Genomic DNA, 24,271 nt, shown 5'->3' with positions numbered 1-24,271 from the left:
TCGTTCTCGCGGGCAAAAGGATTCGGATTCAGTCGAGCCGGCCGCCGATGTCGGCCGCGATGTCGTCGAGTTCGTCGTCCGAGAGGTCCGGGCGGTCGCCCGCGACGGCGTGGATGGGCGCGCCGCCGTCGCCCTCGAACCGCGGGATGACGTGGCCGTGGACGTGGGGCACCTCCTGGCCCGCCGCGGGGCCGTTGTTGAACGCGACGTTCGAGGCGTCGGCGCCGACGCTGTCCTCGACGGCGGGGACGACCCGCTGGAGGGTCGCGTAGAGGTCGGCGGCGAGGTCGTCGTCGAGGTCCTGCAGGTGCTGGTGGTGTTCCTTCGGAATCACGAGCGTGTGGCCGGGCGCGAGCGGGTTCGCGTCGAGGAAGGCGAGCGTCCCGTCGTCCTCGTACACGGTGCGGCCGGGGATGTCCCCGGCGACGATGGCACAGAAGACACAGTCGTCGGACATGCGCGGTCGTGGGGCCGGACGCCGCTTCAAGCCACCGGCGACTGCGCCGAGCGCCAGCTATTTGGTCGCGATACGATAGCTACACGCATGTCGCTGTCCCCCCGCCGTCGCCGCGCGCTGCTGTGGACCCTGCTGGCGGCGGGCTTCCTCCTCGTGAACTTCCACCGGACGGCCACCGCGGTGCTGGCCGACTCGCTCGCCCGGACCTTCGAGACGGACGCCGCGGAACTCGGCTTCCTCCACGCCTCCTTCTTCTACATCTACGCGGGGCTCCAGCTCCCCGCGGGCCTGCTGGTGGACCGCTACGGCCCGCGCGGCGTCGCCTCCGTGGGACTGGGCGCGATGACCGTCGGCGTCGTCGGGTTCGCCTTCGCCGGGTCGTTCACCGGCGCGTTCCTCGCGCGGGCGGTGGTCGGCCTCGGCGGAAGCGTCCTCTACGTCGCGACGCTCCGCTTCTGTGCCGCGTGGTTCAGCGCCGACGCCTACGCGACGATGACGGGGCTGACCATCGCGGCGGCGGGCGTCGGGGGCATCCTCGCCACCACGCCGCTGGCGCTCGCCATCGAGGCGACCGGCTGGCGCGACGCGGTGCTCGCCTCGGCCGTCGCGGGCGCGGTCATCGCCGTCGGCATCGCGCTGTTCGTCCGCGACCGGCCGCCGGGGGGACTGGCCGAGCGGGTCGGAGTCGCGTCCGACGGCGGCGAGTCGTCCCCGCCCTCGCTGTCGCAGGTCGTCGCGAACACCCGCCACGTCCTCGGCGAGGGGGAGACGTGGCTGATGGGCGTCACGCTGTTCCTGGTCCTCGGGGCGAACTTCACCGTCCTCGGGCTCTGGGGCGTCCCGTTCGTCGTGGACGTGTACGGGGTGTCGGTGGCGACGGCCTCGACGTTCGTCCTGCTCGGCAACGTCGGGTTCGTCCTCGGCTCGCCCGTCTTCGGCGCGCTCTCCGACCGGCTGGAGCGTCGCACGAGCCTCATGGTCGGGTCGGCGGCCGTATTCACCGTCGCGTACGGCGTGCTGGTGGTCGTGCCGCCGCTCCCCGTCGTCGGCCTCGTCCTCTTCACCGTGCTGTTCGCCAACGGCGGCGTCGCGCTCGCCTTCACCGTCGCGAAGGAGCGCCACGAGCCGGACGTGGCGGGCACCGTCACCGGCGTCATCAACAGCCTCGGCTACTTCGGCGCGGCCGTCCTCCCCTCGGTGATGGGGTACGTCCTCGACGCCTACTGGACGGGCGAGGTCATCGGCGGCGCGCGCGTTTACACCCCCGGCGGCTACCGGGTCGCCTTCGCCATCGCGGCGGGCGCGGGCGTGCTCGCGACGCTGTGTACCGTCGCGCTCCACTACCGCGAGACGGCCTCGGCCAGCGCCGCGACGTAGCTCTCCCGCGTGTGGCCGAGCCGCGAGCGCCACACCTCCTCGTAGCTCGGGTGCAGGAGCGGAACGACCCGCCCGTACTCGGTGTCGACGGGGGCGAGCACGGTGTCGAGGAAGCCGTCGAGGTCCCGGCCGAGGAGCGCGAACACCGACGCCGTGGCGTGTTTCCCGGTCGGGAGTATCGCGTCGGGCGCGACCGTCGCCACCTCCTCGCGGAGCCACGGCCGGCAGTTGGTTCGCTCCTCCTCCGTGGGGTCGCGGTTCCCCGCGGGGTGGCACTTCACCGCGTTCGTGTAGTAGGCCGGGCCGACCCCGGCGTCGGCCACGAGCGCCCGGACCTTCCGGCCCGAGGCGCGCGAGGTGTAGGCCGCCCCGGTGAGGTTCCCGCCCTTCCAGCGGTCGGCTCCCGGGTCGCCCGCGGCGGGGGCCTCGCCCACGACGACCACGCGGGCGTCGCGCGGGCCGTTCCCCCACGAGATTCGGGTGCGCGACTCGCAGAGGGCGGGACAGCGCCGGCAGTCCTCGGCGAGCGCGTGCGTCCCGTCCTCCGGGTAGGGGACCTCGCTCGGGTTCACGTCACTCCACGAGCGGGAGGACGATGCCGAAGACGAACGGCGAGAGGACGAACAGCAGGAGCCCGATGACGCCGAGGTCCATGAACAGCGTGTCCTCCCACGCGGGCAGCGGGTAGTGGAGACCCGCCGCGGCCAGTTCGACGCCGATGCTGACGACCAACAGCGCGAGTCCGAGCGCGACGCCCGACTTCGTCAGGCGACCGTAGTCGGTGGTTCCGGTGCGTGCCATACGCGATGACCCCCGCGTTCGGACGTAAGCGTTGCGTCAGAGTGTGTGACACACCGACCCACAACCCATATACGGGCCGACTGGTCAGGAGGGGTATGCAACGCACCCTGTCCGAGCTCGCCGGCGAGGCCGGCGCGCTGGCGTTCGACCTCCTCGTGACCGTCCTGTTGACCGCCGTCGGCATCGAGGCGGAACTGTTCGGCGCGCAGGCGTACGGCACGCAGACGGCGCTGGGGCTGTGGGCCGGGTTCATGGGCGCGGTGGCGCTGTACGCCGGTATCGTCGTCTTCGGCGGCCGGCGGCTGGTGCCGCGGCTCCGGGCCGTCGTCGCGGAGTGAGCCGCCTGCGAGACCGATTCGTCTTTTAGGCAGGGGACGCCACCGGAGGGTATGACCAACGACGACGACCCCGGCGCTGGAACGCGCTTCGGGGCGGTCCCCGACCAGTACGACCCGGACGACCTGGAGCCGGGCGTCTTCGACTACTGGGCGGAGACGGACGCCTACGAGCGGACGCGACGCCACCGCGCGGACGGCGAGGACTTCTTCTTCGTGGACGGGCCGCCGTACACCTCCGGCGCGGCCCACATGGGCACGACGTGGAACAAGACGCTGAAGGACGCCTACATCCGCTACAAGCGGATGCGCGGCTACAACGTCACCGACCGGCCGGGCTACGACATGCACGGGCTCCCCATCGAGACGAAGGTGGAGGAGAAGCTCGGCTTCGAGAACAAGAAGGACATCGAGGAGTACGGCATGGAGGCGTTCATCGACGCCTGCAAGGAGTTCGCCGACGAGCAGCTGGAGGGCCTCCAGTCCGACTTCGAGTCGTTCGGCGTCTGGATGGACTGGGACAACCCCTACAAGACCGTCTCGCCGGAGTACATGGAGGCGGTGTGGTGGGCGTTCGGGCGCGCCCACGAGCGCGGGCTGGTCGAGCGCGGCAAGCGCTCCATCACCCAGTGTCCCCGGTGCGAGACGGCCATCGCGAAGAACGAGGTCGAGTACCACCAGGTCGAGGACCCCTCCATCTACGTGAAGTTCCCGCTGCGCGAGGCCGAGCGAAGCGAGGCCTCGGACCGAGCGAGCGGCGAAGCCGCGAGCCAGCCGCGCGAGGGCTCGCTGGTGGCGTGGACGACCACGCCGTGGACCGTCCCCGCGAACACCTTCGTCGCCGTGGACGAGGACGTGACCTACGCCGCCGTCGAGGCGACGAAGGACGGCGAGACGGAACTGCTGTACGTCGCCGAGGGCGTCGTCGAGGAGGTCCTGAAGAAGGGCCGCTACGACTCCTACGAGGTGCGCGAGACGCTGCCGGGCGCGGAGATGCTCGGCTGGACGTACGACCACCCGCTCGCCGAGGAGGTGCCCGACCACCCCGCGTTCGAGGGCGCGGGACAGGTGTACCACGCCGACTACGTCGAGGTCGACCGCACGGGGCTCGTCCACTCCGCGCCGGGCCACGGTGAGGAGGACTTCGAGCGCGGCCAGCAGCTTGGACTGGACGTGTTCTGCCCGGTCGGCTCCGACGGCGTCTACGACGAGCGCGCCGGGAAGTACGCCGGGCAGTTCGTCCGCGACGCGAACGACGACATCATCGCGGACCTCGACGCGAACGGCCGCCTGCTCGCGAGCGAGACGTACACCCACGACTACGGGCAGTGCTGGCGGTGCGACACGGACATCGTCTTCCTCGCGACGGACCAGTGGTTCATCACCGTCACCGACGTGAAGGACGAACTGCTCGACAACATCGAGGACAGCGAGTGGTACCCCGCCGACGCGCGGGACAACCGCTTCCGCAACTTCGTGGAGGACTCGCCGGACTGGAACGTCTCCAGGCAGCGCTACTGGGGCGTCCCCATCCCCATCTGGCTCCCCGAGGACTGGAGCGGGGACATGTCCGAGGCCGTCGTCATCGGCACCCGCGAGGAACTCGCCGAGCGCGTCGACCAGGACGTGGACCCGGCCGACGTGGACCTCCACCGGCCGACCGTGGACCATCTCACCGTCACCGAGAACGGGACGACCTACGAGCGCGTCCCCGACGTGTTCGACGTGTGGATCGACTCCTCGGCGGCGTCGTGGGGGACGCTCGACTACCCGGGCAACGAGGAGGCGTTCGAGCGGCTGTGGCCCTCCGACCTCATCATCGAGGCACACGACCAGACCCGCGGGTGGTTCTGGTCGCAACTCGGCATGGGCACCGCCGCGCTCGGCGAGGTTCCCTACTCCGACGTGGTGATGCACGGCTACGCCAACATGCCCGACGGCCGCGGCATGTCGAAGTCGAAGGGCATCACCGTCGAGCCGGGCGAGGTCATCGAGGAGCACGGCGCGGACCCGATGCGGCTGTTCCTCCTGTCGCGGAACCCACAGGGCGAGGACATGCGCTTCTCGTGGGACGAGACGGAGAACATGCAGCGGGACCTCAACATCCTCTGGAACGTGTTCCGCTTCCCGCTCCCGTACATGCGGATGGACGGGTTCGACCCCGACGCGGTGTCGCTCGCCGACTGCGAACTGGAGGCCGTCGACGAGTGGCTGCTCTCGCGGCTCCAGACCGTCGTCGAGGAGATGACGGCCGCGTGGGAGCGCTACCGGCAGGACGAGGCGCTCGACGTGCTGCTGGAGTTCGTCGTGGAGGACGTGTCGCGCTTCTACATCCAGGTCGTCCGCGAGCGGATGTGGGAGGAGTCGGACTCGGCCTCGAAGACGGCCGCGTACAAGACGCTCCACCACGTCCTGCTGGAGGCGGTGACGCTGTTCGCGCCGTACGCCCCGCTCGTCACCGAGGAGATGTACGGCACGCTGTCGAGCGAGGACGACCACCCGACCGTCCACATGCGGGACTGGCCCGAGTTCGACGAGACGTGGTACGACCCGCAACTGGAGGCCGACATCGACGCCGTCCGCGCCGTCGAGGAGGCGGGCGCGAACGCGCGCCAGCAGGCCGGCCGGAAGCTCCGGTGGCCCGTCGCGCGCGTCGTCGTCGCCGCGAACGACGACGCCGTCGCCGACTCGGTGGACCGCCAGCGCGCCCTGCTGCGCGAGCGGCTCAACGCCCGCGCCATCGAACTGGTGGAGCCGGGCGACGACTGGGGCGAACTCGCCTACGGCGCGCGCGCCGACATGTCCGTGCTCGGCCCCGCGTTCGGCGGCGACGCCGGCGAGGTGATGAACGCGCTCAACGCCGTCACCGTGACCGCGAAGGACCTCGACGCGCTGGAGGCCGCGGTCGCGGAGGAGCTCGGCCGCGAGGTCGAACTCGACCCGGAGATGGTGGAGTTCGTCACCGAGACGCCCGCCGGCGTCGAGGGGACGGAGTTCCGCGTCGGCGGCGACGCGGGCGGCGTCGTCTACGTGGACACCGAACTCACCGACGACATCGAGGCCGAGGGGTACGCGAGGGAGGTCATCCGCCGCGTCCAGGAGGCGCGCAAGGACCTCGACCTCGACCTCGACGCCGAGATCGTGCTGGACCTCGACGTGGCCGACGACCGCGTGGCCGCGCTGGTCGCGGAGCGCGAGGACCTCGTCGCCGAGGAAACCCGCGCGACGTTCGGCGACGTGACCGACGGCTTCCGCGAGACGTACGAGGTGGAGGGCGTCGAGATGACGGTCGGCGTCGCGCCCGCGGAGTAGCTACAGTCGCTCCGCGAGGGTCGGCGCGACGCTCACGTCGCTGACCGGCCGCTCTATCGTGTCGGTTCCCCACACGCCCGCGACGCCCGCGTCGGCGAGCTTCGCCCGGGCGTTGTCGGCGAACATCGGGTGGAGACAGGTGACGTAGACGTCGGCGACGCCGCGCTCGTGGAGCCGCGCGATGGCCGCGCTCATCGTGGAGCCGGTGGCGACGATGTCGTCCACGAGGACGACCTCGCGGCCGTCGGGGTCGGCGCCGGCCGGTTCGACGGTCACGTCGCCGGTGTCGTAGTCGCGGGTCTTCTCGAAGTGGTCACAGCTGCCGGCGCCGTAGGCGTCACACACCGTCTCGGCGATGCCGATGGCGCCCTCGTCCGGGGCTAAGAAGAGCGGGTCCGCGAGGTCGGGGAGCGGCTCCGCGAGGCGCGCGGCGGCGTCGACGACCTCGAAGGGCACGTCGAAGAACTCCGCGATGGAAGGCTCGTGGGGGTTCACGGCGAGCACGCGGTCGGTCCCGGTCGAGACGGCGCGGGCCACGGCGCGCGCGGAGACGGGTTCGCCGTCGCGGAACGCGCGGTCCTGTCGCGCGTAGCCCATGTACGGGAGCACCGTCACCACCTCCTCGAAGTGGGCGCGCGCGAGGTCCTGGAGCTGGAGCAGTTCGAGGTGGGCCTCGGCCGAGACGGTGGCCGCGACGACGACGGCGCGCTCGCCGCCCGCGTCCGGGACGCGGACCTTGAACTCGCCGTCGGCGAAGCGCTGTGTCTCGACCACGGCGAGCGGCTCGTCGAGTTCGTCGGCGAGCGCCGCCCCGAGCGACTGCGACGCCGACCCCGGCAGTATCATACGCGGGGCTGGCACACGGGCGATAACAAGCGTTTCCTTCACGGCCTGGCGCGACGGCCTACTCGGCGTCCGGGACGACGGCGATGCGGCGACAGCCGGGGACGCCGAGCAGACGCTCGCGCCAGCCGTCGCCGGCGTCGGCGAGGAAGGTGCCGTCCGTCGTGACGGCGTACAGCACCCCGGCGACCGGGGCGGCGTCGGCCACGTCGCCCGGCGCACCCGTGTCCGCCCACTCGCCGTCGCGGCGCTCGAACAGGGTGCCGTCGTCGCGGACGGCCGCGGTCCGCCCCCCGCCGCACGCGACCGCGCGGAACGCGCCCTCCAGCCGGCGCATCCAGCCGTTGGCGAGCGCGTACAGCCCCGCGTCGGTGGCGGCGAACACGTCCGTCCCGACCGCCACGTCGCGGGCGGTGTCGAGCCCGGCGTGCGAGCCGTCGAGCCGGAACAGGCCGCCCGCGGCGGCGACGAGGTCACCGGCGACGGCGCGCGCGTCGGTCACCTCGCCGAGCGCCGTCCACGCGCCGTCGTCGTAGCGGGCGACGCGGCCCTCGCCGCAGGCGACCAGCCCGTCGGCGAAGCCGACCGCGGTCGCGGGGCCGAAGGCGGTGTCGGCGAAGCCGTCGTCGGTGGCGAGGAGGGCGTCGGTGTCCGTGGCGGCGGCGACCCGGCCGTCCGCGGCGACGACGTCGCGGGTCGCGCCCCGCCGTGCTAGCCCGTACTCGCCGGCGAGGTCGTCTGAGACGGACAGCTCCACCAGGCCGGCGTCGCTCGCGACGAAGGCGGGGCGCGCGGAGCCGCCGGCGTAGACGCGCTTCTCGTCCAGCGAGACGTCGTTGTCGGCGCTCACGCGTCCACCGCGCGGTCGCGGTAGTCTGCGTACGTCCGCTCGGCCCACGCGACGGCCTCGGGCGCCTCCGAGAGCAGGATGCCGCTCACGCCGCCCGCCTCGTAGGTGGTGAGCGCGGCGCCCTCGTCGTCGAACAGCGTCAGGCCGAACGGGAGCGACTCGTCGAGGACGCGGACGTCGAGCCCGGCCGCGACCGCCGCGTCGAACTCGTCGTACTCGGCGCGCAGCGCCGCGGCGGCGGGTCGCTCCACGACGATCTCGCGGTCCTCGCCCGCGAGCACGTCCTCGTGGAGGTCGGCCATGTACCGGGGGATGGCCGCGGGCGACAGCGAGCGGACGCGCTCCGCGTCGCGGACCATCGCGTCGAACGTGTCGAGCGCCCGCTCGGGCGCGGTGCGTTCGGAGGTGGCGACCGTGGCCGACTCCGCGAACGCCGCCGGAACGCCGGCCGAGGCCGGGATGTCGGCGAGGACGTCGCGCGCGGCGGTCAGCCCCCCGAGCCGCTCGCGGTACCGCTCGCGTTCCTCGCGGGCCAGCTCCCCGAGCGCCGTGAGCACGTACCCCTCCCCCGTCTCGCGCGCGAGGTCGAGTTCGGTCAGCTCGCGCAGCCCCTTGTACACGGTCGAGCGCGCGACCCCGAGCTCCTCGCGGAGGTCGCGCTTGGTTCGCGGGCCGTCGGCGAGCGCGCCGAGCAGCCCGGCGCGCGTCCCGACCGCCGCGGCGATTCCCTCCGCCGACCCGTCCGGTGACGCCCAGCTCATCGTCCCCGCTTCGGCCCCTCGGTTGAAGTTCGTTTCGACCCTCGAAACACACGTCCGTGGCCGAACGACGCCCCGATGGGTGAGGTAAGGAGGGATGCCCCCCTACGGACGGTTGCACCCGCTGACCCGCCCCTCCACCGCGAACAGCGTCCCCGCGTACCCCCCACGCCGCCCGACCGATACCGATTTTTGCGCGCTCCCGATACGGTGAGTCATGAAGGTGTTCGGGTCGAGCGGCGTCCGCGGCGTGGTGAACGAGGAGATCACGCCGGCGTTCGTCGGCCGCGTCGCGCTGGCCGCCGGCTCGACGTTCGAGTCCGGGACCGTCGCGGTCGCCCGCGACACGCGTCGCACGGGTGAGATGCTGGCCGACGCGGCCGCGGCGGCGCTGGCGGCGACCGGGGCCGACGTCCACCGGCTCGGCGTCCTCGCCACGCCCGGCGCGCAGGCGTACGCCGAGCGCGAGGGCGTCCCCGTCGTGATGGTGACCGCGAGCCACAACCCCCCGGAGTACAACGGGGTGAAGCTCGTCGGCGCCGACGGCGTGGAGCTGTCGCGCGACACGCTCGAACGCGTCGAGGACCGCCTGCTCGCGGAGCGGTTCGACGAGGTGCCGTGGGACGCGACCGGCGAGTCCCGTCGCGTGGAGTCGGCCCGCCGCGAGTACGTCGAGGGGCTGCTCGCCGCCATCGACCGCGACCGCATCGCGGACGCGGACCTCACCGTGGCGCTCGACCCCGGCCACGGCGCGGGCGCGCTCACCTCCCCGGCGTTCTTCCGCGAACTCGGCTGCCGGGTCGTCACCGTCAACGCCCAGCCGGACGGCCGCTTCCCCGGCCGCGACCCCGAACCCGTCGCGGCGAACCTCGGCGACCTCGGCGACCTCGTGCGCGCGGCGGACGCTGACGTGGGTGTCGCCCACGACGGCGACGCCGACCGCGCCATCTTCTACGACGAGACGGGCACGTACATCGAGGGCGACGCCACGCTCGCGGCGCTCTCGGAGGCCGCGCTCGACGCGGGCGACACGACGGTGTCGGCGGTGAACGTCTCCCAGCGGCTCGTCGATGTCGCGGAGCGCACGGGTGCGACCCTCGAACTCACGCCCATCGGCTCGACGAACATCATCACGCGCATCCGCGAACTCGCGGCCGAGGGCCACCACGTCCCCGTGGCCGGCGAGGGGAACGGCGGCGTCCTCTTCCCCGACTACCGGCTGGCGCGCGACGGCGCGTACACCGCCGCGCGCTTCCTCGAACTGCTCGCGGACCGGACGGCGAGCGAGGCCGTCGCCGACTACGACGGCTACGCGAACGTGCGCGAGAACCTCGGCTACGACACGGACGGCGAGCGCGAGGCGATGCTCGCGGCCGCCGAGCGGTACGCCGGGTCGGCCGACGCGACGCCGACGACCATCGACGGCTACCGCCTCGACTACGGCGACGCGTGGGTGCTCGCGCGCCCCTCGGGCACGGAGCCCGTCGTCCGCGTGTACGCCGAGGCGGCCGAGCGCGACCGCGCCACGGAGCTGGCGAGCGAGTTCCGCGACGCGCTCGCCGACGCACGGGACCGCTGACCGGGCACGGCCAGGTCGCGCGCGTCGGCCGCGACGATCTCCATCGTCGCGTTCCTCGTCACCTCGCCGTTGACGGTCACCGACACCGTGTACTCGCCGGCGGTCGTGGGGTTGTCCACCCCGTTGAACTCCAGCACGAGCGTGTCGTTCTCGTTCACGCCGTAGTTGCCGACGAAGTTCACCGATACCGTCGTCCCGTTGTCAGAGACGGTGACGCCGGAGAGGTCGGTGCTGAGGTTCGTCTCCGTCTCGTCGTCGCCGTCGGTGTCGAGGCCGGCGACGAGCACCGCGTCGAGGGTGTCGTTCGAGACGACGAACCCCGACGTGTGGTTGTAGTCGAGTTCGATGGAGTTCAGCGAGTTGCCGGCCGTGTTCGAGCCGACGGACACGTCGAACACGGCGACGTTGCGCGTCCCGTTCGCGCCGGCGGTGTTGTTCCGGCTGGAGACGAGCGCCTCCTGCTCCGCGGCCGCCGGGGTCGGCGTCGCCTCGGCCGGCGCGTCCGTGTCGGTTGCCGCGACGGCGTCGGGGTCCGTGCTCGTGAGGTCCTCGCCGAAGCCGAGAACTATCGCACCCACCCCGGCCGCGAGAACCACGACGATGGCGACGAGTATCGTGACCCCGATGACGGGGCTCAACGCGCGGTCGGGCTGGGGGGTGTCCACGTCCCCGGCGACACGGGTATCGGCGAAAAAGTCGGGGGACTCACTCCGACGCGAGCCGCTCGACCTGAACCAGCGCCGCCGGCTCGTCCCACCCGTACACGTCGGGGTCGAGGTCGCCGTCCCCGACGATGCCCGGGTGCGGGCGAACCACGTCGTCCTCGGCGAGGTCGGGGTCGCTCTCCGTCGTCCCCTCCGGCTCGCCGCCGACGATGAGCGTCTTCGCCGGGGGGACGAGGTCCTCGTACAGCTCCGTGTTCCGCTCCGTCCCCACGTCGTAGCCGTTCGCGTAGTACGTCCGCGAGGCGTTGACTGCCCCGGGGAGCGGGACGGTGTCCAGCCCGACGATACCGTCGTTCGTCGCGACGAGCATGCCGACGAACGTCAGGTACGGCGCCTCCTCGTCGGCGGTCAGCTCCAGCGAGGCGTAGGAGGGGTACCCCGTGTCGCCGGGGTCCGACCGCGGGACGAGCGGCGCGTCGCCGACGGCCGCCCCGCGTATCTCGTCGGTCGCCCCTATCAGGTCGACGAGCGGACCGAGGTTCCCGTTCTCCGCGACCTGCCGCGTCGGCTCGTTCGCCGGGTCGCCGACCGCGAACACCTCCACGTCCGCGCTGTGAGCCGCGACCGCCGGCGGGGTGAAGGGCTGGCCCGGCGTGAGGTTCGCCACCGTCACCCGATAGCGCCGCTCGTCGGTGTCGTCGTCACCCGTCCGCGCGCCCGCCCCGCCCGCGCCGACGAGCGCGGCACCCGCGAGCGCCGCGCCGCCCGCCGCGAGCGCGCGTCGCCGGGTGAGCCGCGGCGTGTTCGTCGGTCCGTTCCCGTCGGCCGGCCGTCTCGGTCGTGCCATGTCCCGTATGGACGCGAGCCACGCGCTTCGTTATACAATCCGTGCCGGCGGTAACCGGGGCTTCCGTCGCCGTTCCACCCTCCCGTCCGCATCCCGTCGTCCGTAACGCGGCCGTACCGGCGCCTCCGGCGGGCTTACCGCCGGACGCGACCGCCGCTACGGCTCCGGGGCGGCGGCGAGCGCGTCCGACAGCGCCGCTCGCTCGGCCCGCAGGCGGTCCAGTTCGGCGGCCACGTCGCCCGAAACGAGCCGCTCGCGCCCCTCCTCGCCGAGTTCCGCGAGCGCGACCGCCGCCTCGCGCAGGCGCTCGTAGTCGGTCTCGTCGGGGAGCGACCGCACCGCGCGCAGGGCCGCGAGCGTCTCCTCGGACGCGAAGCGGTTGCAGACCGCGGCGTACTCCTTGCACCGGTAGCGGAGCGTCTCCCCGTCAGGCGGCGGGTAGGGGACTTCGAGCGGCGAGGCGTCGAGGTTCGAGAGGTAGGTCCGGTTCGTGGCGACGTGTCGCGAGAGGGCGCCGGGGTCCTCGACGTAGTGGGAGAGCTTCTCCGCGGAGTAGTCCGCGTACTCCAGCAGGGTGGCGACGGACTCCTCGCCCACGTCGGCCTCGCGGACGTACTCGGCGAGCCGGGTCGGCGGGTCGCGGAAGTCGACCAGCGGGTACGACTCGGCGGCCGCGACCACGTCGAACAGTTCGCGCGCGGAGCCGTTCCGCTTCAGCTCGCGGACGTCCGCCGCCACCGCCTCGTTGTACCGCTCGAAGGGGTCGCGCAGGCGCTCGACGGGCGCGTCGAGGTCCGCGTCGCCGAGGTCGAGCAGGCGTTCGGCCTCCGCGGTCTCGTCGTCGAGGGCGTCCAGCCGGTCGAGCGCGTCCCGACGCGCCTCGCGCAGGAGGTCCTCCGCGGCCTCCCACTCGACGAGCAGGTCGGCGTACTCGCGGGCCGGGGCGAGCGCCTCGCGGGCCGCCTCGAAGTCGCTCGCCGAGAGCCGCTTCTTGTGGACGGCGTCGTCGGCCGCCTCGAAGGCGTCGTACGCGGGGAGGTCCTCGTCCAGCGAGTCGGTGTGGTCCGCGACCTTCTCCTGGAACTCGATGTACGCCTGGAAGCCCGACCCGGTCGCGGACTCCTCGTTGCCGTCGAGCAGGCGGCGGAAGGTGTGGTACGCGCCCGCCGTCCCCCGGACCGCGGACTCGCCGCCCGCGTCGTCCATCTCCCCCCGGACGCGCTCGTACTCGTCGGCCGCGCGGGTCAGCCGCCGCCGGACCGCCTCGGGGTCGGGGGCGCTCACTCCCCGTACACCTCGTCGGGGTCGAAGGCGCGCTCGCCCACCGTCTCGCCGTCCACGGTGCGGTGGAAGCAGGACTCGTAGCCCGTGTGGCACGCGCCGCCGGTCTGGTCCACGAGGTAGAGGAGGGCGTCGGCGTCACAATCGACGCGCACCTCCTCGACGGCCTGCGTGTGCCCGGAGTTCCCCCCCTTCTTCCACAGTTCGTCGCGCGACCGCGAGTGGTAGTGGGCGTAGCCCGTCTCGCGGGTGGCCGCGAGCGCCTCCGCGTCGACGTACGCGAGCATCAACACCTCGCCCGTCTCGGCGTCCTGTGCGACGGCGGGGACGAGTCCGTCGTCGCCGAAATCGACGGAGACGGGGGCGGTGTCGGCGTCGGTCATACCCGGAGTCGGCGGGCGCGCCGAATAGGTCTTTTCACCACCCCGCCGGGCCGACACGGTTTAGCCCCCGCCGCGCGACGCCCCGCGTATGCGTCAGGTCTCCGGCTGTGACTTCTGTGGCGACACGCCCTCGGGCACCTTCGACGTGCTCCCGCCGGAGCACGACCCCGAGGGGAAGGGCAAGCGGATGGTGCTGTGCGACCACTGCCGCGACGCGCTCGCGTCCGTCCTCGACCCCCTGCTCGACGCGACGTCGGAGGACGTGGAGCCGTCCGTCGCCGACGTGATGGACGACGCGGAACCGGGGTCGAGCGCCGAGAGCGACGCCACGGCGTCCGCGGAGGAAGCGGAAGAGGCCGAAAAGGCGGACGGCGAGGACGGCCCCGCGGACGAGCGCGCCGCCGAGGCCCGGATGGCCTCCACGGGCGCGGGGTCGTCCTCGCGCGTCCCGAAGGGGTACCGGAAGACGCTCCGCTTCCTGGAGAACCGCGACATGCCCGTCCAGCGAGCGGACGCCGTGGAGATGGTGTCGGGCGCCTACGGCCTCGAACCCGAGGCCGTCGAGGCGGCCATCGACCACGCCGCCTCGCACGGCCGGCTGAAGCTACTGCAGGACGAGATACACCGCGCTTAGAGCGTTCCCTTCGTGCTCGGCGTGTCCGAGCGCCGCTCGTCCAGCCGCGTCGCGTCGTCCAGCGCGCGGGCGAGACACTTGAACAGCGCCTCCACCTCGTGGTGGGCGTTGCGCCCCTCCACGCCCGCGTGCAGGGTCACGTCGGCGTGCATCGCGAACGACTCCCAGAAGTGCCGGCCCATGTCGCTCGTGAACGCGCCGACCGTCGGCTGTGAGAACTCGCCGCTCCACTCGAAGTAGGGGCGGCCGGAGAGGTCCACCACGGCGGAGGCGACGGCCTCGTCGAGCGGCACCCGGCGGTCGGCGTAGCGGACGACGCCGCGCTTGTCGCCGACGGCCTCCGCGAACGCCTCGCCCAGCGCGATACCCACGTCCTCGACGGTGTGGTGGTCGTCGATGTCGAGGTCCCCGTCACACCGGACGGTCAGGTCGAACAGGCCGTGGCGCGCGAACGCCGTCAGCATGTGGTCGAAGAAGCCGACGCCCGTCTCGACGGTCGCGTCCCCCTCGCCGTCGACCGCGAAGGTGACCTCGATGTCGGTCTCGCCGGTCTCGCGTGTCACCGCGGCGCTCCGCTCTGTCATAGGGGTGCTTTTCGCGGGGAGGCTATGACGGTTGTGCATCCTCGGGAGTCCGAGGCACGGGCGGGGCGTTCGCGCGAGAGAATCAGATACCCTGCGCCTCGGCGAGGGTGAACCGCCCCTCGTAGAGCGCGGTGCCGACGACGACGGCCGCCGCGCCCGCGCCGCGGAGCGCGCGCACGTCGTCCAGCGTGGCGACGCCGCCGGAGGCGACGACGGGGATATCGACCGCGTCCACGACGCGCTCGACCGGGTCGGTGCGGACGCCCTCCAGTTGGCCCTCGACGTCCACGTCGGTGAACAGTATCGCGCCCGCGCCCTCGGCCTCGTAGCGGGCGGCGGCCTCGGCGGGGTCGAGGCCCGTCCCCTCGGTCCAGCCGGCGACGACGACCTCCCCGCCCTTCGCGTCGAGGCTCACCATCACGCTCCCCGGGTGGGCGGCCGATATCTCGCCGACGATTTCCGGCGTCTCGACGGCCGCGGTGCCGAGGATGACCCGGTCGACGCCCCGGTCGAGGAGACCGACGGCGTCGTCGGCCGTGCGGATGCCGCCGCCGAGTTGGATGTCGACCTCGACGGCGTCGAGGACGGCCTCGACCGCGGAGGCGTTGACGCGCTCGCCCTCGAACGCGCCGTCGAGGTCCACGAGGTGGAGCGTCTCGGCTCCGGCGTCGACCCACCGCTCCGCGGCCTCGACGGGGTCGCCGTAGCGCCGGCCGGTGCCGCGCTCGCCGCCGACCAGCTGGACCACCTGTCCGTCCTGCATGTCGACGGCGGGGACGACCTCGAACGTCTCGAACATGGCCGGAACTGCGCGCCCTCGCCGCCTAAAGCCGCCGGTTCGACGGCCGGGACCGGGGGCTTAAGTCGGCGTGTCCCCGATTTCCGCACATGATTTCTGCGCTCCTGCTCGTCGGGCTGCTGGTCGCGGCGTTCGTCGGCTACAACGTCGGGGGCGCCACGACGGGCGTCGCCTTCGGCCCGGCGGTCGGCGCGGGCGTCCTCTCGAAGCTCGCCGCCGGCCTGCTGATGGCCGTCTGTTTCTTCGCGGGCGGGTGGACCGTCGGGCGCAACGTCGTCGAGACGCTCGGCGGCCGCATCGTCCCCGCCGAACTGTTCACGCTCGAGGTCTCCATCGGCGTCCTCTTCTTCATCGGGACGGCGCTGCTCGTCTCCAACAGCTTCGGCGTGCCCGCCTCCACGTCGATGACGGCCGTCGGCGCCATCGCGGGGCTCGGCCTCGCGACCGGGCAACTGAACTGGGGCGTGATGGGCCGCATCGTCGTCTGGTGGCTCGTCGCCCCGCTCGTCGCCTTCTGGGTCTCCGGCGTCGTCGGACGCTACTTCTACCCGCGCATCAACAGCTGGGTCGCCATCGACCGCAGCGACGGCGGGCTGTTCGCCCTCGACCGGTCGGGCCCCGTGCCGCGGCCCGCGCTCGGTCCGGGGACGACGCCGCGCGAGGCGGCCGGCGCGCTCACCGTCGTCGTCATCGGCTGTTTCATGGCGTTCAGTTCGGGGGCGTCGAACACGGCGAACGCCGTCGCGCCGCTCGTCGGGTCGGGCGAGTTGGACATGAACCCGGCCATCCTCCTCGCGGGCATCGCGACCGGGCTGGGCGCGCTCACCATCGCCCGGCGAACCCTCGAAACGGTCGGCAACGACCTCACGGAGCTCCCGATTACCGCGGCCATCGTCGTCGCGGTCATCTCCGCGACCATCATCACGCTGCTGTCGGCGCTCGGCATCCCCGCGAGCTTCGTCGTCGTCGCCACGATGAGCATCGTCGGGCTGGGGTGGGGCCGGGCCACCCGGACCGCGCGCCTCTCCGAGACGGTTCGCGGGGAGCGCCCGGGGATGTCGCCCGGCGCGCTGGCCGCCGACGAAACCCCGCGTATCGGCCCCGACGGCTCCGGCACCGACGGGGAGCCGGGCGAGCCCTCGCCCCCCATCGGCGACGAGGAGCCCGAGGACCTCCCCAGCTCCGACGACCTCTTCGAACCCGGGCGGACGGCGCGGGTCATCCTGATGCAGAACTTCGTCCCCTCCGTCGCGACGCTCGGCGCGTACCTGGTCTTCTCCGTGACGCTGTGACCCCGCCGACGGACGGCAGGCGCGCCGAGACGGAGCCGTAGCCGGAGAAAAGGCGACCTTTAACATAGGCCGGCTCGTATCGCCGCGGTGATGCCCACGGTAGAATACCTCAACTACGAAGTGCTCGACGACCACGGCTGGGAGATGGACGACGACGACCTCTTCGAGCAGGCCGCGGACGCCGGGCTCGGCGACGAGGACTACGGCTCGCTGGACGTGAACGAGGGCGAGTACATCCTCGAAGCCGCCGAGGCGCAGGGGTACGACTGGCCGTTCTCCTGCCGCGCCGGCGCGTGTGCGAACTGCGCCGCCATCGCCGTCGACGGCGACATCGACATGGACATGCAGCAGATCCTCTCCGACGAGGAGGTCGAGGAGAAGAACGTCCGGCTCACCTGCATCGGCTCGCCGGCCACGGACGAGGTCCGCATCGTCTACAACGCGAAGCACCTCGACTACCTCCAGAACCGCGTCATCTGAGGTCGCGACCCGCCGCCTTTCTCTCCCTTTTCGCCCGACAGCGGCTGCGCCGTAAGCCGCGGTTTCGCGGCCGCGGTCGTCCGGCCCCGTGCGTACGCCCGTCGTACTCGCGGGGGCGGCGGGCTTACCCGCGGTCGGCGGCTCGCGCCCGGTGTATAACAATGGGCGCCGCGAGCGAGCGCCCGAACCGCATGGAACGAACGGAACGCTCCCGCCGTCGGTTCGTCGTCGCGGTCGGCGCGGCCGTCGCGGCCGGGCTGGCGGGCTGTAGCGACGCCGAATCGCCCGGCAACAGTACCGAAACCGCGGTCGGCGGCACCCCCGGCGACCCGACGGCGACCACCGCCGAGGTGGAGACCGACACCCCGACCGAGGCCGAAACGGAAACCGAGGAGGAGACACCCACGGAGGAGGCGTCACCAACCGAGGAGGGGACGGCGACCGGAGAGGGAACAGCGACCGAGGGAGAGAGGACGACGGAAGAGGGGGCCTGATTCGGGCCGCGTCGTCGCGCTCCGGGGCCTCGACGGTGAAGCCGGTACGGGGACCGACCGGTCGCCGCCGGAACCCCGTGGAGAGAGAAACGCCCGGTCGATGACCGCGCTCGCGACGGGGTTTCCCCATCAGTCGGGCCGCACGGTTCGGTCGGACGCGCGTCCCCCGGATGTGAGGGAGTGCCCTCAGAGGAGGGTCCGGGCATTGAGGCCGGCGAGCCGTCGCCGCCAGCCGCCGGCGCCGTCGTCCGTGGGGAGGTCCGCCGCGTCGCTCGCGCGCCCGGCGAGGTCGGCGAGCACGCGCGCCGCGATCTCGCGGCCGCCGTTCTCGAACTCGGGGGAGACCGGCGGGTCGTCGGCCGCGTCGAGCACGTCGAGCGCGTCGTCGGCGACGGCGAACCCCGCGGTCCCGTCGAGCCAGTCGGCGACGGCGCGCTGTTCGTCGGTCGCCGGGCGGACGACACAGGGCGTGCCGGCGACGGCGGCGTCCATTATCGTCGAGTACCCCGAACAGACGACGAGGTCAGCCGCCCGGAGATAGGGGAGCAGCGAGGGCACCGGCTCCCAGTCGTCGGCGCCGACGTTCACGACGTCGCGGCCGTCGCGCGAGAGTCGGTCGGCCACCCGGTCGAACGACGAGAAGTGGCTCGGGACACAGACCACGTCGGGCGCGCGGTCGGGGTCGTCGTCCCCCGGGAGCGCGACCGGAGGGACCCGGGTCACGTCGTCGGGGGCGATGTCGGCGTCGGGCCGGACCGTCGGGAAGAAGAACGCCCGCGCCGCCGACCGCTGGAAGCGGGTGTGGACGGCCGCGCCGGCCCGCTCCACCGGGTCGTCGTACAGCGGCGGGAGGTCGTGTTTCAGGACGTACAGCGGCGTGCCGACGCGCGCGGCGGCCATCGCCGCGAACATGTCGTCGGTGACGAGCGCGTCCGGATCGATTCGCCGAAGCCAGCCGACGTAGTCGCGGATGCGCGCGGCCGTCGCGGGGAGGCTCTCGGTGAGTACCCGGTGGGGCGCGTCGCCCTGGTAGGTGTCGATGTAGTCGACGGGCGTCGGCTCGAACTCGTCGTAGCCGTTGAGCGCGACGAACCGGCTCCCGTCGCCGCCGCCGGCCAGCCGAACCGCCGCGCCGCGTCGTTCCAGCGCCTGTGCTATCGCCGTCATCCGTGTCGCGTGCCCGGCGCCTTCCGGGTAGTACGCGACCGCTACCGTTCGCTGCATCGGGGACCAACCGCCGGGTTCCCCGCCGCGGAATAAAGCCCTTGTGTAGGTGTGGGACGCTCAGACGAGCAGCTGGACGTCCGCGTCGGCCATCCGGGACAGCGCCGTGGCCGCGCCGACGCCGACGGTCACCTCGTCGTGGAAGTCGTCCTCGTCGTAGCCCATCAGGTCGATAGTCATCTGGCACGCCTGGAGCTCGACGCCCATCTCGAAGCAGGTGTCGAGCAGTTCGGAGACGGTGGCGGTGTCGTTGTCGGCGATGCGCCGCTCCATCATCGTCGTCGCCACGCGGTCCATCCCCGGAATCGCCGCGACGGCGTTCGGGACGGGCATGTTGGGGTTGCCCACGGCGCTCAGTTTCAGGTCCTCGGTGCGCTCCTCGTGGAGGATGTCGAGCCCCCAGAACGTGTGGAAGACGGTCACGTCCCAGCCGAACGCGGCGGCCGTCGAGGCGAGGATGAGCGGCGGGTACGCCATGTCGAGCGTCCCCTTCGTCGCGACGATGACCATCGACTTTTGCTCGTCGTCGTCGCGCTGGGCCTCCAGTTCCGCGACCCGTTCCTCCAGCTCGGCCACGCGCTCGGCCGGGTCCGCGTCGGCCGCCTCGGCGCTCATTCGACGCGCACCCGGTGGACGTACACGGTCCCGTCGCCGTCCTCGCGCTCGCTCTGGGATTCGAGCGCGACGCCCGGGGTTCCGGCCGCCCACCCGTCGATGTCGCTCACGCTCCCGGCGTCGGTTGCCAGCACTTCGAGCAGGTCGCCCGACGAGAGGCCGTCGACGGCCTGCTTCGTCCGCACGACCGGCATCGGACAGTTCTCCCCTTTCACGTCCAGCGTCTCGGTGGGTTGTGTGTCGTCCATGGTTTGCAGTGTAAGTGCAATCTTGGAGGAGCGATACAAAAGCGTTTCGTGAGCAGTACAACGCTCAGTCGCTCGGAGATGCCTTACGCGGCAGTAGCGCGGTTTCGACGCGGTGTCCGGGTTACCGCGTTGTAACAGAAATGCAAGACAGTCGCAACCCTTTTGACCGACCTGTCCGAGTGACGGGTATGAACGAGGCGATGTTCCCGGAGACCGAGTCCGAGATAGAGCCGACCGCGCCGGCCGACCTGAAGCGCCGCATCGACGCGGGCGAGCGGGTCACCCTGCTCGACACGCGGGCACGCGCGGACTACGGGGAGTGGCACATCGACGCGCCGAACGTCACGTCCGTGAACGTCCCCTACTTCGACTTCCTCGACGGGCTCGACGAGTCGCTCGTCGCGGACGTACCGGCCGACGAGCCGGTCGTGGTCGTCTGCGCGAAGGGGACGTCGAGCGAGTTCGTCGCCGGCCTGCTCGCCGACGCGGGCTACGAGACCTCCCACCTCGACGACGGGATGCGCGGCTGGGCGCGGCTGTACGAACACACCGACCTCGACCTCCCGAGCGGCACGGTCGTCCGGCAGTACCGCCGGCCCTCCTCGGGCTGTCTCGCGTACATGGTCGTCTCGGAGGGCGAAGCGGCCGTTATCGACCCCCTGCGCGCGTTCACCGACCGCTACGTCGCCGACGCCGACGACCTCGGCGTCGAGATAACCCACGTCCTCGACACCCACGTCCACGCCGACCACGTCAGCGGCCTGCGCGAACTCGCCGCGGCGACGGGCGCGACGGCGGTCCTGCCCGCGGCGGCGGCCGACCGGGGCGCGACCTACGCCGACGAGGTACGGACGGTCGCGGGCGGCGAGGAACTCGCCGTCGGCGGCGCGACCCTGACCGTCCGCCACACGCCCGGCCACACCTCGGGGATGACGACCTACCGGGTGGACGACGCGCTCGCGCTGACGGGCGACACCCTGTTCGTGGACAGCGTCGCGCGCCCCGACCTGGAGGAGGGCGACGCCGGGGCCGCCGACGCCGCGCGGACGCTGTACGACACGCTCCACGACCGCCTGCTCACGCTGCCCGACGACACCCTCGTCGGGCCGGCACACTTCGGCGAGCGCACCGAGGCGCGTGACGACGGCGCCTACCTCGCGACGGTCGGCGACCTGGTCGACGACCTCGACCTGCTCGGCGTCGACCGGGAGACCTTCGTCGAGCGCGTGCTCGCGGACATGCCGCCCCGGCCGGCGAACTACGAGTCCATCATCGCCACGAACCTCGGCCGCGAGACCGCGGACGACGACGAGGCGTTCACGATGGAGCTCGGCCCGAACAACTGCGCTGCGGGGGAGTGATGGCGCTCGAATCCACGCTCGCGGGGCTGTTCCCGAACGGCACCGCCCACTATCTCCTCGGCGGCCTGCTCATCGGGTTGGGAACCGTGTTCGTCTACGCGCTGACGGCGATTCCGGTCGGCGCGAGCACGTTCCTCGAATCGACGCTGTCGTACGTCTCCGACCGGCAGCGGTTCGCGAAGTACCGCGCCTCCCGGGACTGGCGCGTCGTCTTCTCCGTCGGCATCGTGCTCGGCGCGGCGGCGTACGCCTTCACGCTCGGCGAGGGGCCGTGGACCACCGACGTGCAGCCGTGGCGGCTGGCGCTCGGCGGCGTCCTCGTCGGCGCCGGCACCCGCCTCGGCAAGGGGTGTACCTCCGGCCACGGCGTCTGCGGCGTCGGGTCGCGCTCGCGCACCTCGATACTGAACGTGGCGACGTTCCTCGCCGTGGCGATCGGAACGGCACAGCTCGTCGCCGCCGTGGGGGTGACGCCGTGAGCGCCGACGACGGGGGACACCCGCTGTTCCTCCCGGCGGTGTTCGTCGGCGGCCTCGTCTTCGGCGTCGGCCTCGCCGTCTCGGAGATGGCCCGCCCGGAGGTGGTCCTCGACTTCCTGCAGTTCGAGGACTTCGGCCTGCTGCTCGTGATGGGCGGGGCGGCGACGGTCTCGGGCATCGCCTTCGCCGTCGCGGAGCGGGCCGGCGGCACCGCGCCCCTGACGGAGCGCGCGTACGCCCGGCGGCTGAAGTCGTTCGACTCGAACGTCCTCGTCGGCGGCGTCGTGTTCGGCGCCGGCTGGGGCCTCTCGGGCATCTGTCCGGGAGCCGCGTACGCCAGCCTCGGGGTCGGGAACCTCCCCATCCTGTGGGCCGTCGGCGGGATGTTCGCCGGCGCGTACCTGCAGGGGTGGCTCCGCGAGACGGTCGGCGCGCGCTCGGGAGCGGGCGCGGGGGCCGAGGCGTGAGCCGCGCAAGCGTTTTCGGCCGCCGCGCCGGAGGTGTCCGCTGATGGTCGACTCGATGGCGGAGATGCTGGGTCGGGAGCTGGAGTGCGAGTCGCTGCTCGACTGCTTCCACGGGCTGTCCGACCTCGATCGGCGCGCGTTCGCCATCCTCGTCGAGGCCGACGGACCCCTCACCGTGGACGAACTCGCCGCGGAGATCGACCGCGAGCGCACCACCGCGTACCGCTCGCTCCGCCGGCTGGCGGAGGCCGGCGTCGTGGAGAAGGAGCAGCGGAGCTTCGACTCGGGGAGCTACTACCACGTGTTCGCGCCCGCGCCGCCCGACGAGGTGGCCGACGCGATGCAGCGCATGCTCAACGACTGGTACGCCGAGATGGGTCAGCTCATCGCCGAGTTCCGCGAGAAGTACGACGGCGCGGCCGACGGCGAGCGGGCGGCCCCGCCGGAGCCGGAATGACGGACGCCGACTCCGAGGAGCGCCCGCCCCTCGACCCCGGCGTCGGCCGGGGCCTCCTCGACGAGGAGATGGGGCCGTCGGGGGCGATGGCCCACCTCTACCGCGGCGAGGTCCACCGGATGAAGCTGTGGCGCGAGCGGCTGGACCGCACGACGAACTGGGCCGTCCTCCTGCTCGCGGCCGTGTTGACGTGGGCGTTCACGAACGAGTCGAACCCCCACTACGTGCTGCTCATCGGGAATCTCGCGGTCGGCCTCTTCCTCGTCATCGAGGCGCGCCGCTACCGCGCGTACGACATGTGGCGCTCGCGGGTCCGCACCCTCCAGCGGAACGTCTTCGCCGTCGGCCTCGACCCCTCGCGCGAGCCGTCGCCCGACTGGCGCGAGCGGCTGGCGGCCGACTACCACCAGCCGGCGCTGCGCATCACCGCCGAGGAGGCCGTCGCCCACCGGCTGCGGCGGGTGTACCTCCCGCTGTTCGCCATCCTCGACGGGGCGTGGGTGCTCCGAGTGACGGCCTTCACGCCCGAGCCGTGGCCCGCGAGCGCCGCCGTCGGGATGGTCCCCGGCGTCGTCGTGACCCTCACGCTCGCCGTCGTCTTCGCGGGCGCGCTCGTCGTCGCCTGCCGCCCGCGGACGTGGCGCGCACACGACGAACTCCGCGCCGAGGACATCCGCACGCCCCACGAGTAGGGGGCGACGGTCGCGTCAGAGGAACTGGCCGCCGAGGTCGTCGGTGTCGATGGTCCCCGAGACGGTACCGACCCTGCCGTTCGCGTTGTACGAGACGTCGTCGACGTCGTCGAAGGTCCCGTCGCTCCCGTCGTTCTCGTCGACCCAGTCCTCCAGGTCGCCGGTGTCGACGTCGTCCGCCTCGTCGAACACGACGTAGGCGGCGACATCCGAGGTCTCGCCGTTGACGTTCACGGCGGCCCCCCGGCCGACGCTGTGTTCGAACACCCCCGACTCTGGTTCGTCGCCTTCCTCCTCGTCGAAGGTCCCGCCGGTGCCGATGGTGGGCGCGCCGACCGCGTCCACGACCGCGCCGAACGCCTCGCTGTCGTCGACCTGTCGGCTCCCGTCGCCGCCGGTCGTCTCGACGAGTAGTTCCGCGGTTTCGACGGCGTCCATGTCGCCGACCGCGCTGGTGGCGAACACGGACCCGCCGACGCCCCAACACCGCCGCGGATCCGAGACACCGTCCGGGACGTAGAGCCGGTAGCCGCCGACCTCGTCGTCCTCCTCGTACTCGTTGTCCTCCAGTTCCTCACGGACCGCCTCGCCGTCGAGGCCGCCGGAGAGAACGGTGCTCCCCGAGAAGTACGTCGAGGCGGTTACGTCCTCGAAGTCGATGCCGGTCGCGTCGAAGTTCGACTCGGTGTTCTCCAACAGGTCGAAGTAGTCCTCGGAGAAGGCGTCCTCGTTGCTCGCGATGTCGCTCGGCCGGATGGTGGTGAACCCGAGGTGGTCCCGGTCGCCGTAGTCGTCGGCCTCCGGTATCCAGTTCGCGTAGTTCCCGCCCCCGCCGCCGGTGATCGCCGAACACCCGGCCAGTCCGCCCAGTACCCCCGTCGCCGCCAGCGCGGCTCCCCCTCGAAGCACGTCACGTCGTGATTGCATCGATACGGGCCGACCTGTCGTGCGCGGAAC

Annotated in this window: 28 protein-coding genes and 1 pseudogene; 13 read left to right on the top strand and 16 right to left on the bottom strand. The window is 72.3% G+C overall.

The features are described from left to right. Positions 1-28: 28 nt before the first annotated feature. Entirely contained in the window at positions 29-457 is a 429-nt protein-coding gene (locus P2T37_RS08225) for an HIT family protein (protein WP_276233425.1), read from the bottom strand. Between the two features lie 87 nt (positions 458-544). On the opposite strand from P2T37_RS08225, the gene P2T37_RS08220 reads away from it, so the two are divergent. Next, positions 545-1,834, top strand: a complete 1,290-nt coding sequence (locus P2T37_RS08220) for an MFS transporter (protein ID WP_276233424.1) — start codon at positions 545-547, stop codon at positions 1,832-1,834. Here P2T37_RS08220 and P2T37_RS08215 read toward each other — a convergent pair. Then, positions 1,798-2,406, bottom strand: a complete 609-nt coding sequence (locus P2T37_RS08215) for a uracil-DNA glycosylase (RefSeq protein WP_276233423.1) — start codon at positions 2,404-2,406, stop codon at positions 1,798-1,800. The genes P2T37_RS08220 and P2T37_RS08215 overlap by 37 nt on opposite strands. A 1-nt stretch (position 2,407) precedes the next feature. Next, positions 2,408-2,635, bottom strand: coding sequence for a DUF7860 family protein (locus tag P2T37_RS08210; protein WP_276233422.1), 228 nt, complete (start codon positions 2,633-2,635; stop codon positions 2,408-2,410). Between the two features lie 95 nt (positions 2,636-2,730). On the opposite strand from P2T37_RS08210, the gene P2T37_RS08205 reads away from it, so the two are divergent. Together P2T37_RS08205 and ileS are read left to right on the top strand one after the other, a co-directional pair. Next, positions 2,731-2,973, top strand: coding sequence for a DUF8151 family protein (locus P2T37_RS08205; RefSeq protein WP_276233421.1), 243 nt, complete (start codon positions 2,731-2,733; stop codon positions 2,971-2,973). A 51-nt stretch (positions 2,974-3,024) separates the two neighbouring features. Further along, positions 3,025-6,282, top strand: a complete 3,258-nt coding sequence (gene ileS, locus P2T37_RS08200; protein ID WP_276233420.1) for an isoleucine--tRNA ligase — start codon at positions 3,025-3,027, stop codon at positions 6,280-6,282. On the opposite strand, the gene prs is transcribed toward ileS, so the two are convergent. Genes prs through P2T37_RS08185 form a run of 3 tightly spaced genes read right to left on the bottom strand, consistent with a single transcriptional unit; the run spans position 6,283 to position 8,736 of the window. Beyond that, positions 6,283-7,128, bottom strand: coding sequence for a ribose-phosphate diphosphokinase (gene prs, locus P2T37_RS08195; protein WP_276233419.1), 846 nt, complete (start codon positions 7,126-7,128; stop codon positions 6,283-6,285). Between the two features lie 58 nt (positions 7,129-7,186). Then, complete coding sequence (locus tag P2T37_RS08190; RefSeq protein ID WP_276233418.1) at positions 7,187-7,975, bottom strand: HVO_0234 family beta-propeller protein; 789 nt, start codon at positions 7,973-7,975, stop codon at positions 7,187-7,189. Next, a complete protein-coding gene (locus tag P2T37_RS08185) occupies positions 7,972-8,736 on the bottom strand; it encodes a helix-turn-helix transcriptional regulator (RefSeq protein ID WP_276233417.1) in 765 nt (254 codons plus the stop codon). The genes P2T37_RS08190 and P2T37_RS08185 overlap by 4 nt, the downstream gene beginning before the upstream one ends. 214 nt (positions 8,737-8,950) lie before the next feature. Here P2T37_RS08185 and glmM point away from each other — a divergent pair, with 214 nt between their 5' ends. Then, a complete protein-coding gene (gene glmM, locus P2T37_RS08180; protein ID WP_276233416.1) occupies positions 8,951-10,312 on the top strand; it encodes a phosphoglucosamine mutase in 1,362 nt (453 codons plus the stop codon). A gap of 503 nt (positions 10,313-10,815) precedes the next feature. Here the strand turns inward: glmM and P2T37_RS08175 are convergent. The 4 genes and pseudogenes from P2T37_RS08175 to hisI all read right to left on the bottom strand — a co-directional run. Further along, positions 10,816-10,977 (bottom strand): annotated as a pseudogene (locus P2T37_RS08175) (type IV pilin domain-containing protein); the annotation flags it as partial. 40 nt (positions 10,978-11,017) lie between these two features. Further along, the gene (locus P2T37_RS08170) at positions 11,018-11,824 is read right to left on the bottom strand and encodes a spondin domain-containing protein (protein ID WP_276233415.1); all 807 of its coding nucleotides are present in this window, start codon (positions 11,822-11,824) and stop codon (positions 11,018-11,020) included. A 156-nt stretch (positions 11,825-11,980) separates the two neighbouring features. Continuing rightward, positions 11,981-13,108: a DUF7118 family protein gene (locus tag P2T37_RS08165; RefSeq protein ID WP_276233414.1), complete on the bottom strand. Its 1,128-nt coding sequence runs from the start codon at positions 13,106-13,108 to the stop codon at positions 11,981-11,983. Continuing rightward, entirely contained in the window at positions 13,105-13,488 is a 384-nt protein-coding gene (gene hisI / locus P2T37_RS08160; RefSeq protein WP_276233413.1) for a phosphoribosyl-AMP cyclohydrolase, read from the bottom strand. The genes P2T37_RS08165 and hisI overlap by 4 nt, the downstream gene beginning before the upstream one ends. Positions 13,489-13,576: 88 nt before the next feature. Between hisI and P2T37_RS08155 the strand changes: the two genes are divergently transcribed. Beyond that, positions 13,577-14,122, top strand: coding sequence for a hypothetical protein (locus tag P2T37_RS08155; RefSeq protein ID WP_276233412.1), 546 nt, complete (start codon positions 13,577-13,579; stop codon positions 14,120-14,122). Here P2T37_RS08155 and hisB read toward each other — a convergent pair. Both hisB and hisA read right to left on the bottom strand, forming a co-directional pair. After that, positions 14,119-14,706, bottom strand: a complete 588-nt coding sequence (gene hisB / locus P2T37_RS08150; protein WP_276233411.1) for an imidazoleglycerol-phosphate dehydratase HisB — start codon at positions 14,704-14,706, stop codon at positions 14,119-14,121. The two genes, P2T37_RS08155 and hisB, sit on opposite strands and share 4 nt — an antisense overlap. Positions 14,707-14,788: 82 nt before the next feature. Next, positions 14,789-15,505, bottom strand: a complete 717-nt coding sequence (hisA, locus tag P2T37_RS08145) for a 1-(5-phosphoribosyl)-5-[(5-phosphoribosylamino)methylideneamino]imidazole-4-carboxamide isomerase (protein ID WP_276233410.1) — start codon at positions 15,503-15,505, stop codon at positions 14,789-14,791. Positions 15,506-15,594: 89 nt separating this feature from the next. On the opposite strand from hisA, the gene P2T37_RS08140 reads away from it, so the two are divergent. The 3 genes from P2T37_RS08140 to P2T37_RS08130 all read left to right on the top strand — a co-directional run bounded on the left by P2T37_RS08140 (position 15,595) and on the right by P2T37_RS08130 (position 17,771). Continuing rightward, entirely contained in the window at positions 15,595-16,797 is a 1,203-nt protein-coding gene (locus tag P2T37_RS08140) for an inorganic phosphate transporter (RefSeq protein ID WP_276233409.1), read from the top strand. A gap of 90 nt (positions 16,798-16,887) precedes the next feature. Continuing rightward, positions 16,888-17,277, top strand: a complete 390-nt coding sequence (gene fer / locus P2T37_RS08135) for a ferredoxin Fer (RefSeq protein WP_276233408.1) — start codon at positions 16,888-16,890, stop codon at positions 17,275-17,277. 191 nt (positions 17,278-17,468) lie between these two features. Beyond that, entirely contained in the window at positions 17,469-17,771 is a 303-nt protein-coding gene (locus tag P2T37_RS08130; protein WP_276233407.1) for a hypothetical protein, read from the top strand. A gap of 186 nt (positions 17,772-17,957) precedes the next feature. Here P2T37_RS08130 and P2T37_RS08125 read toward each other — a convergent pair whose 3' ends face one another. Genes P2T37_RS08125 through P2T37_RS08115 form a run of 3 tightly spaced genes read right to left on the bottom strand, consistent with a single transcriptional unit; the run spans position 17,958 to position 19,858 of the window. Further along, positions 17,958-18,995 carry a glycosyltransferase gene (locus P2T37_RS08125; protein ID WP_276233406.1) on the bottom strand — a complete coding sequence of 346 codons (1,038 nt, stop codon included), beginning with the start codon at positions 18,993-18,995 and terminating at the stop codon, positions 17,958-17,960. Positions 18,996-19,055: 60 nt separating this feature from the next. Further along, complete coding sequence (locus tag P2T37_RS08120) at positions 19,056-19,610, bottom strand: DsrE/DsrF/DrsH-like family protein (RefSeq protein ID WP_276233405.1); 555 nt, start codon at positions 19,608-19,610, stop codon at positions 19,056-19,058. Beyond that, complete coding sequence (locus P2T37_RS08115; RefSeq protein ID WP_276233404.1) at positions 19,607-19,858, bottom strand: sulfurtransferase TusA family protein; 252 nt, start codon at positions 19,856-19,858, stop codon at positions 19,607-19,609. The genes P2T37_RS08120 and P2T37_RS08115 overlap by 4 nt, the downstream gene beginning before the upstream one ends. A gap of 188 nt (positions 19,859-20,046) precedes the next feature. Between P2T37_RS08115 and P2T37_RS08110 the strand changes: the two genes are divergently transcribed. From P2T37_RS08110 to P2T37_RS08090, 5 genes are read left to right on the top strand one after another with little or no spacing between them, the layout of a single operon-like run. Beyond that, complete coding sequence (locus P2T37_RS08110; protein ID WP_276233403.1) at positions 20,047-21,219, top strand: MBL fold metallo-hydrolase; 1,173 nt, start codon at positions 20,047-20,049, stop codon at positions 21,217-21,219. Further along, a complete protein-coding gene (locus P2T37_RS08105) occupies positions 21,219-21,698 on the top strand; it encodes a YeeE/YedE family protein (protein WP_276233402.1) in 480 nt (159 codons plus the stop codon). The genes P2T37_RS08110 and P2T37_RS08105 overlap by 1 nt, the downstream gene beginning before the upstream one ends. Further along, complete coding sequence (locus P2T37_RS08100) at positions 21,695-22,165, top strand: DUF6691 family protein (RefSeq protein ID WP_276233401.1); 471 nt, start codon at positions 21,695-21,697, stop codon at positions 22,163-22,165. Before P2T37_RS08105 ends, P2T37_RS08100 begins: the two co-directional genes overlap by 4 nt. Positions 22,166-22,208: 43 nt before the next feature. Next, the gene (locus P2T37_RS08095) at positions 22,209-22,622 is read left to right on the top strand and encodes a helix-turn-helix domain-containing protein (RefSeq protein WP_276233400.1); all 414 of its coding nucleotides are present in this window, start codon (positions 22,209-22,211) and stop codon (positions 22,620-22,622) included. Continuing rightward, the gene (locus P2T37_RS08090; RefSeq protein WP_276233399.1) at positions 22,619-23,314 is read left to right on the top strand and encodes a DUF2270 domain-containing protein; all 696 of its coding nucleotides are present in this window, start codon (positions 22,619-22,621) and stop codon (positions 23,312-23,314) included. Before P2T37_RS08095 ends, P2T37_RS08090 begins: the two co-directional genes overlap by 4 nt. Positions 23,315-23,329: 15 nt before the next feature. Here P2T37_RS08090 and P2T37_RS08085 read toward each other — a convergent pair whose 3' ends face one another. Then, positions 23,330-24,241, bottom strand: a complete 912-nt coding sequence (locus P2T37_RS08085) for a twin-arginine translocation signal domain-containing protein (protein ID WP_276233398.1) — start codon at positions 24,239-24,241, stop codon at positions 23,330-23,332. Positions 24,242-24,271 lie beyond the last annotated feature (30 nt).

The sequence above is a fragment of the Halosegnis marinus genome, from assembly GCF_029338355.1.
GTDB lineage: Archaea > Halobacteriota > Halobacteria > Halobacteriales > Haloarculaceae > Halosegnis > Halosegnis marinus.
Note: the sequence above shows the minus strand (reverse complement) of the source record. Positions and strands in the feature narration are given on the sequence as shown.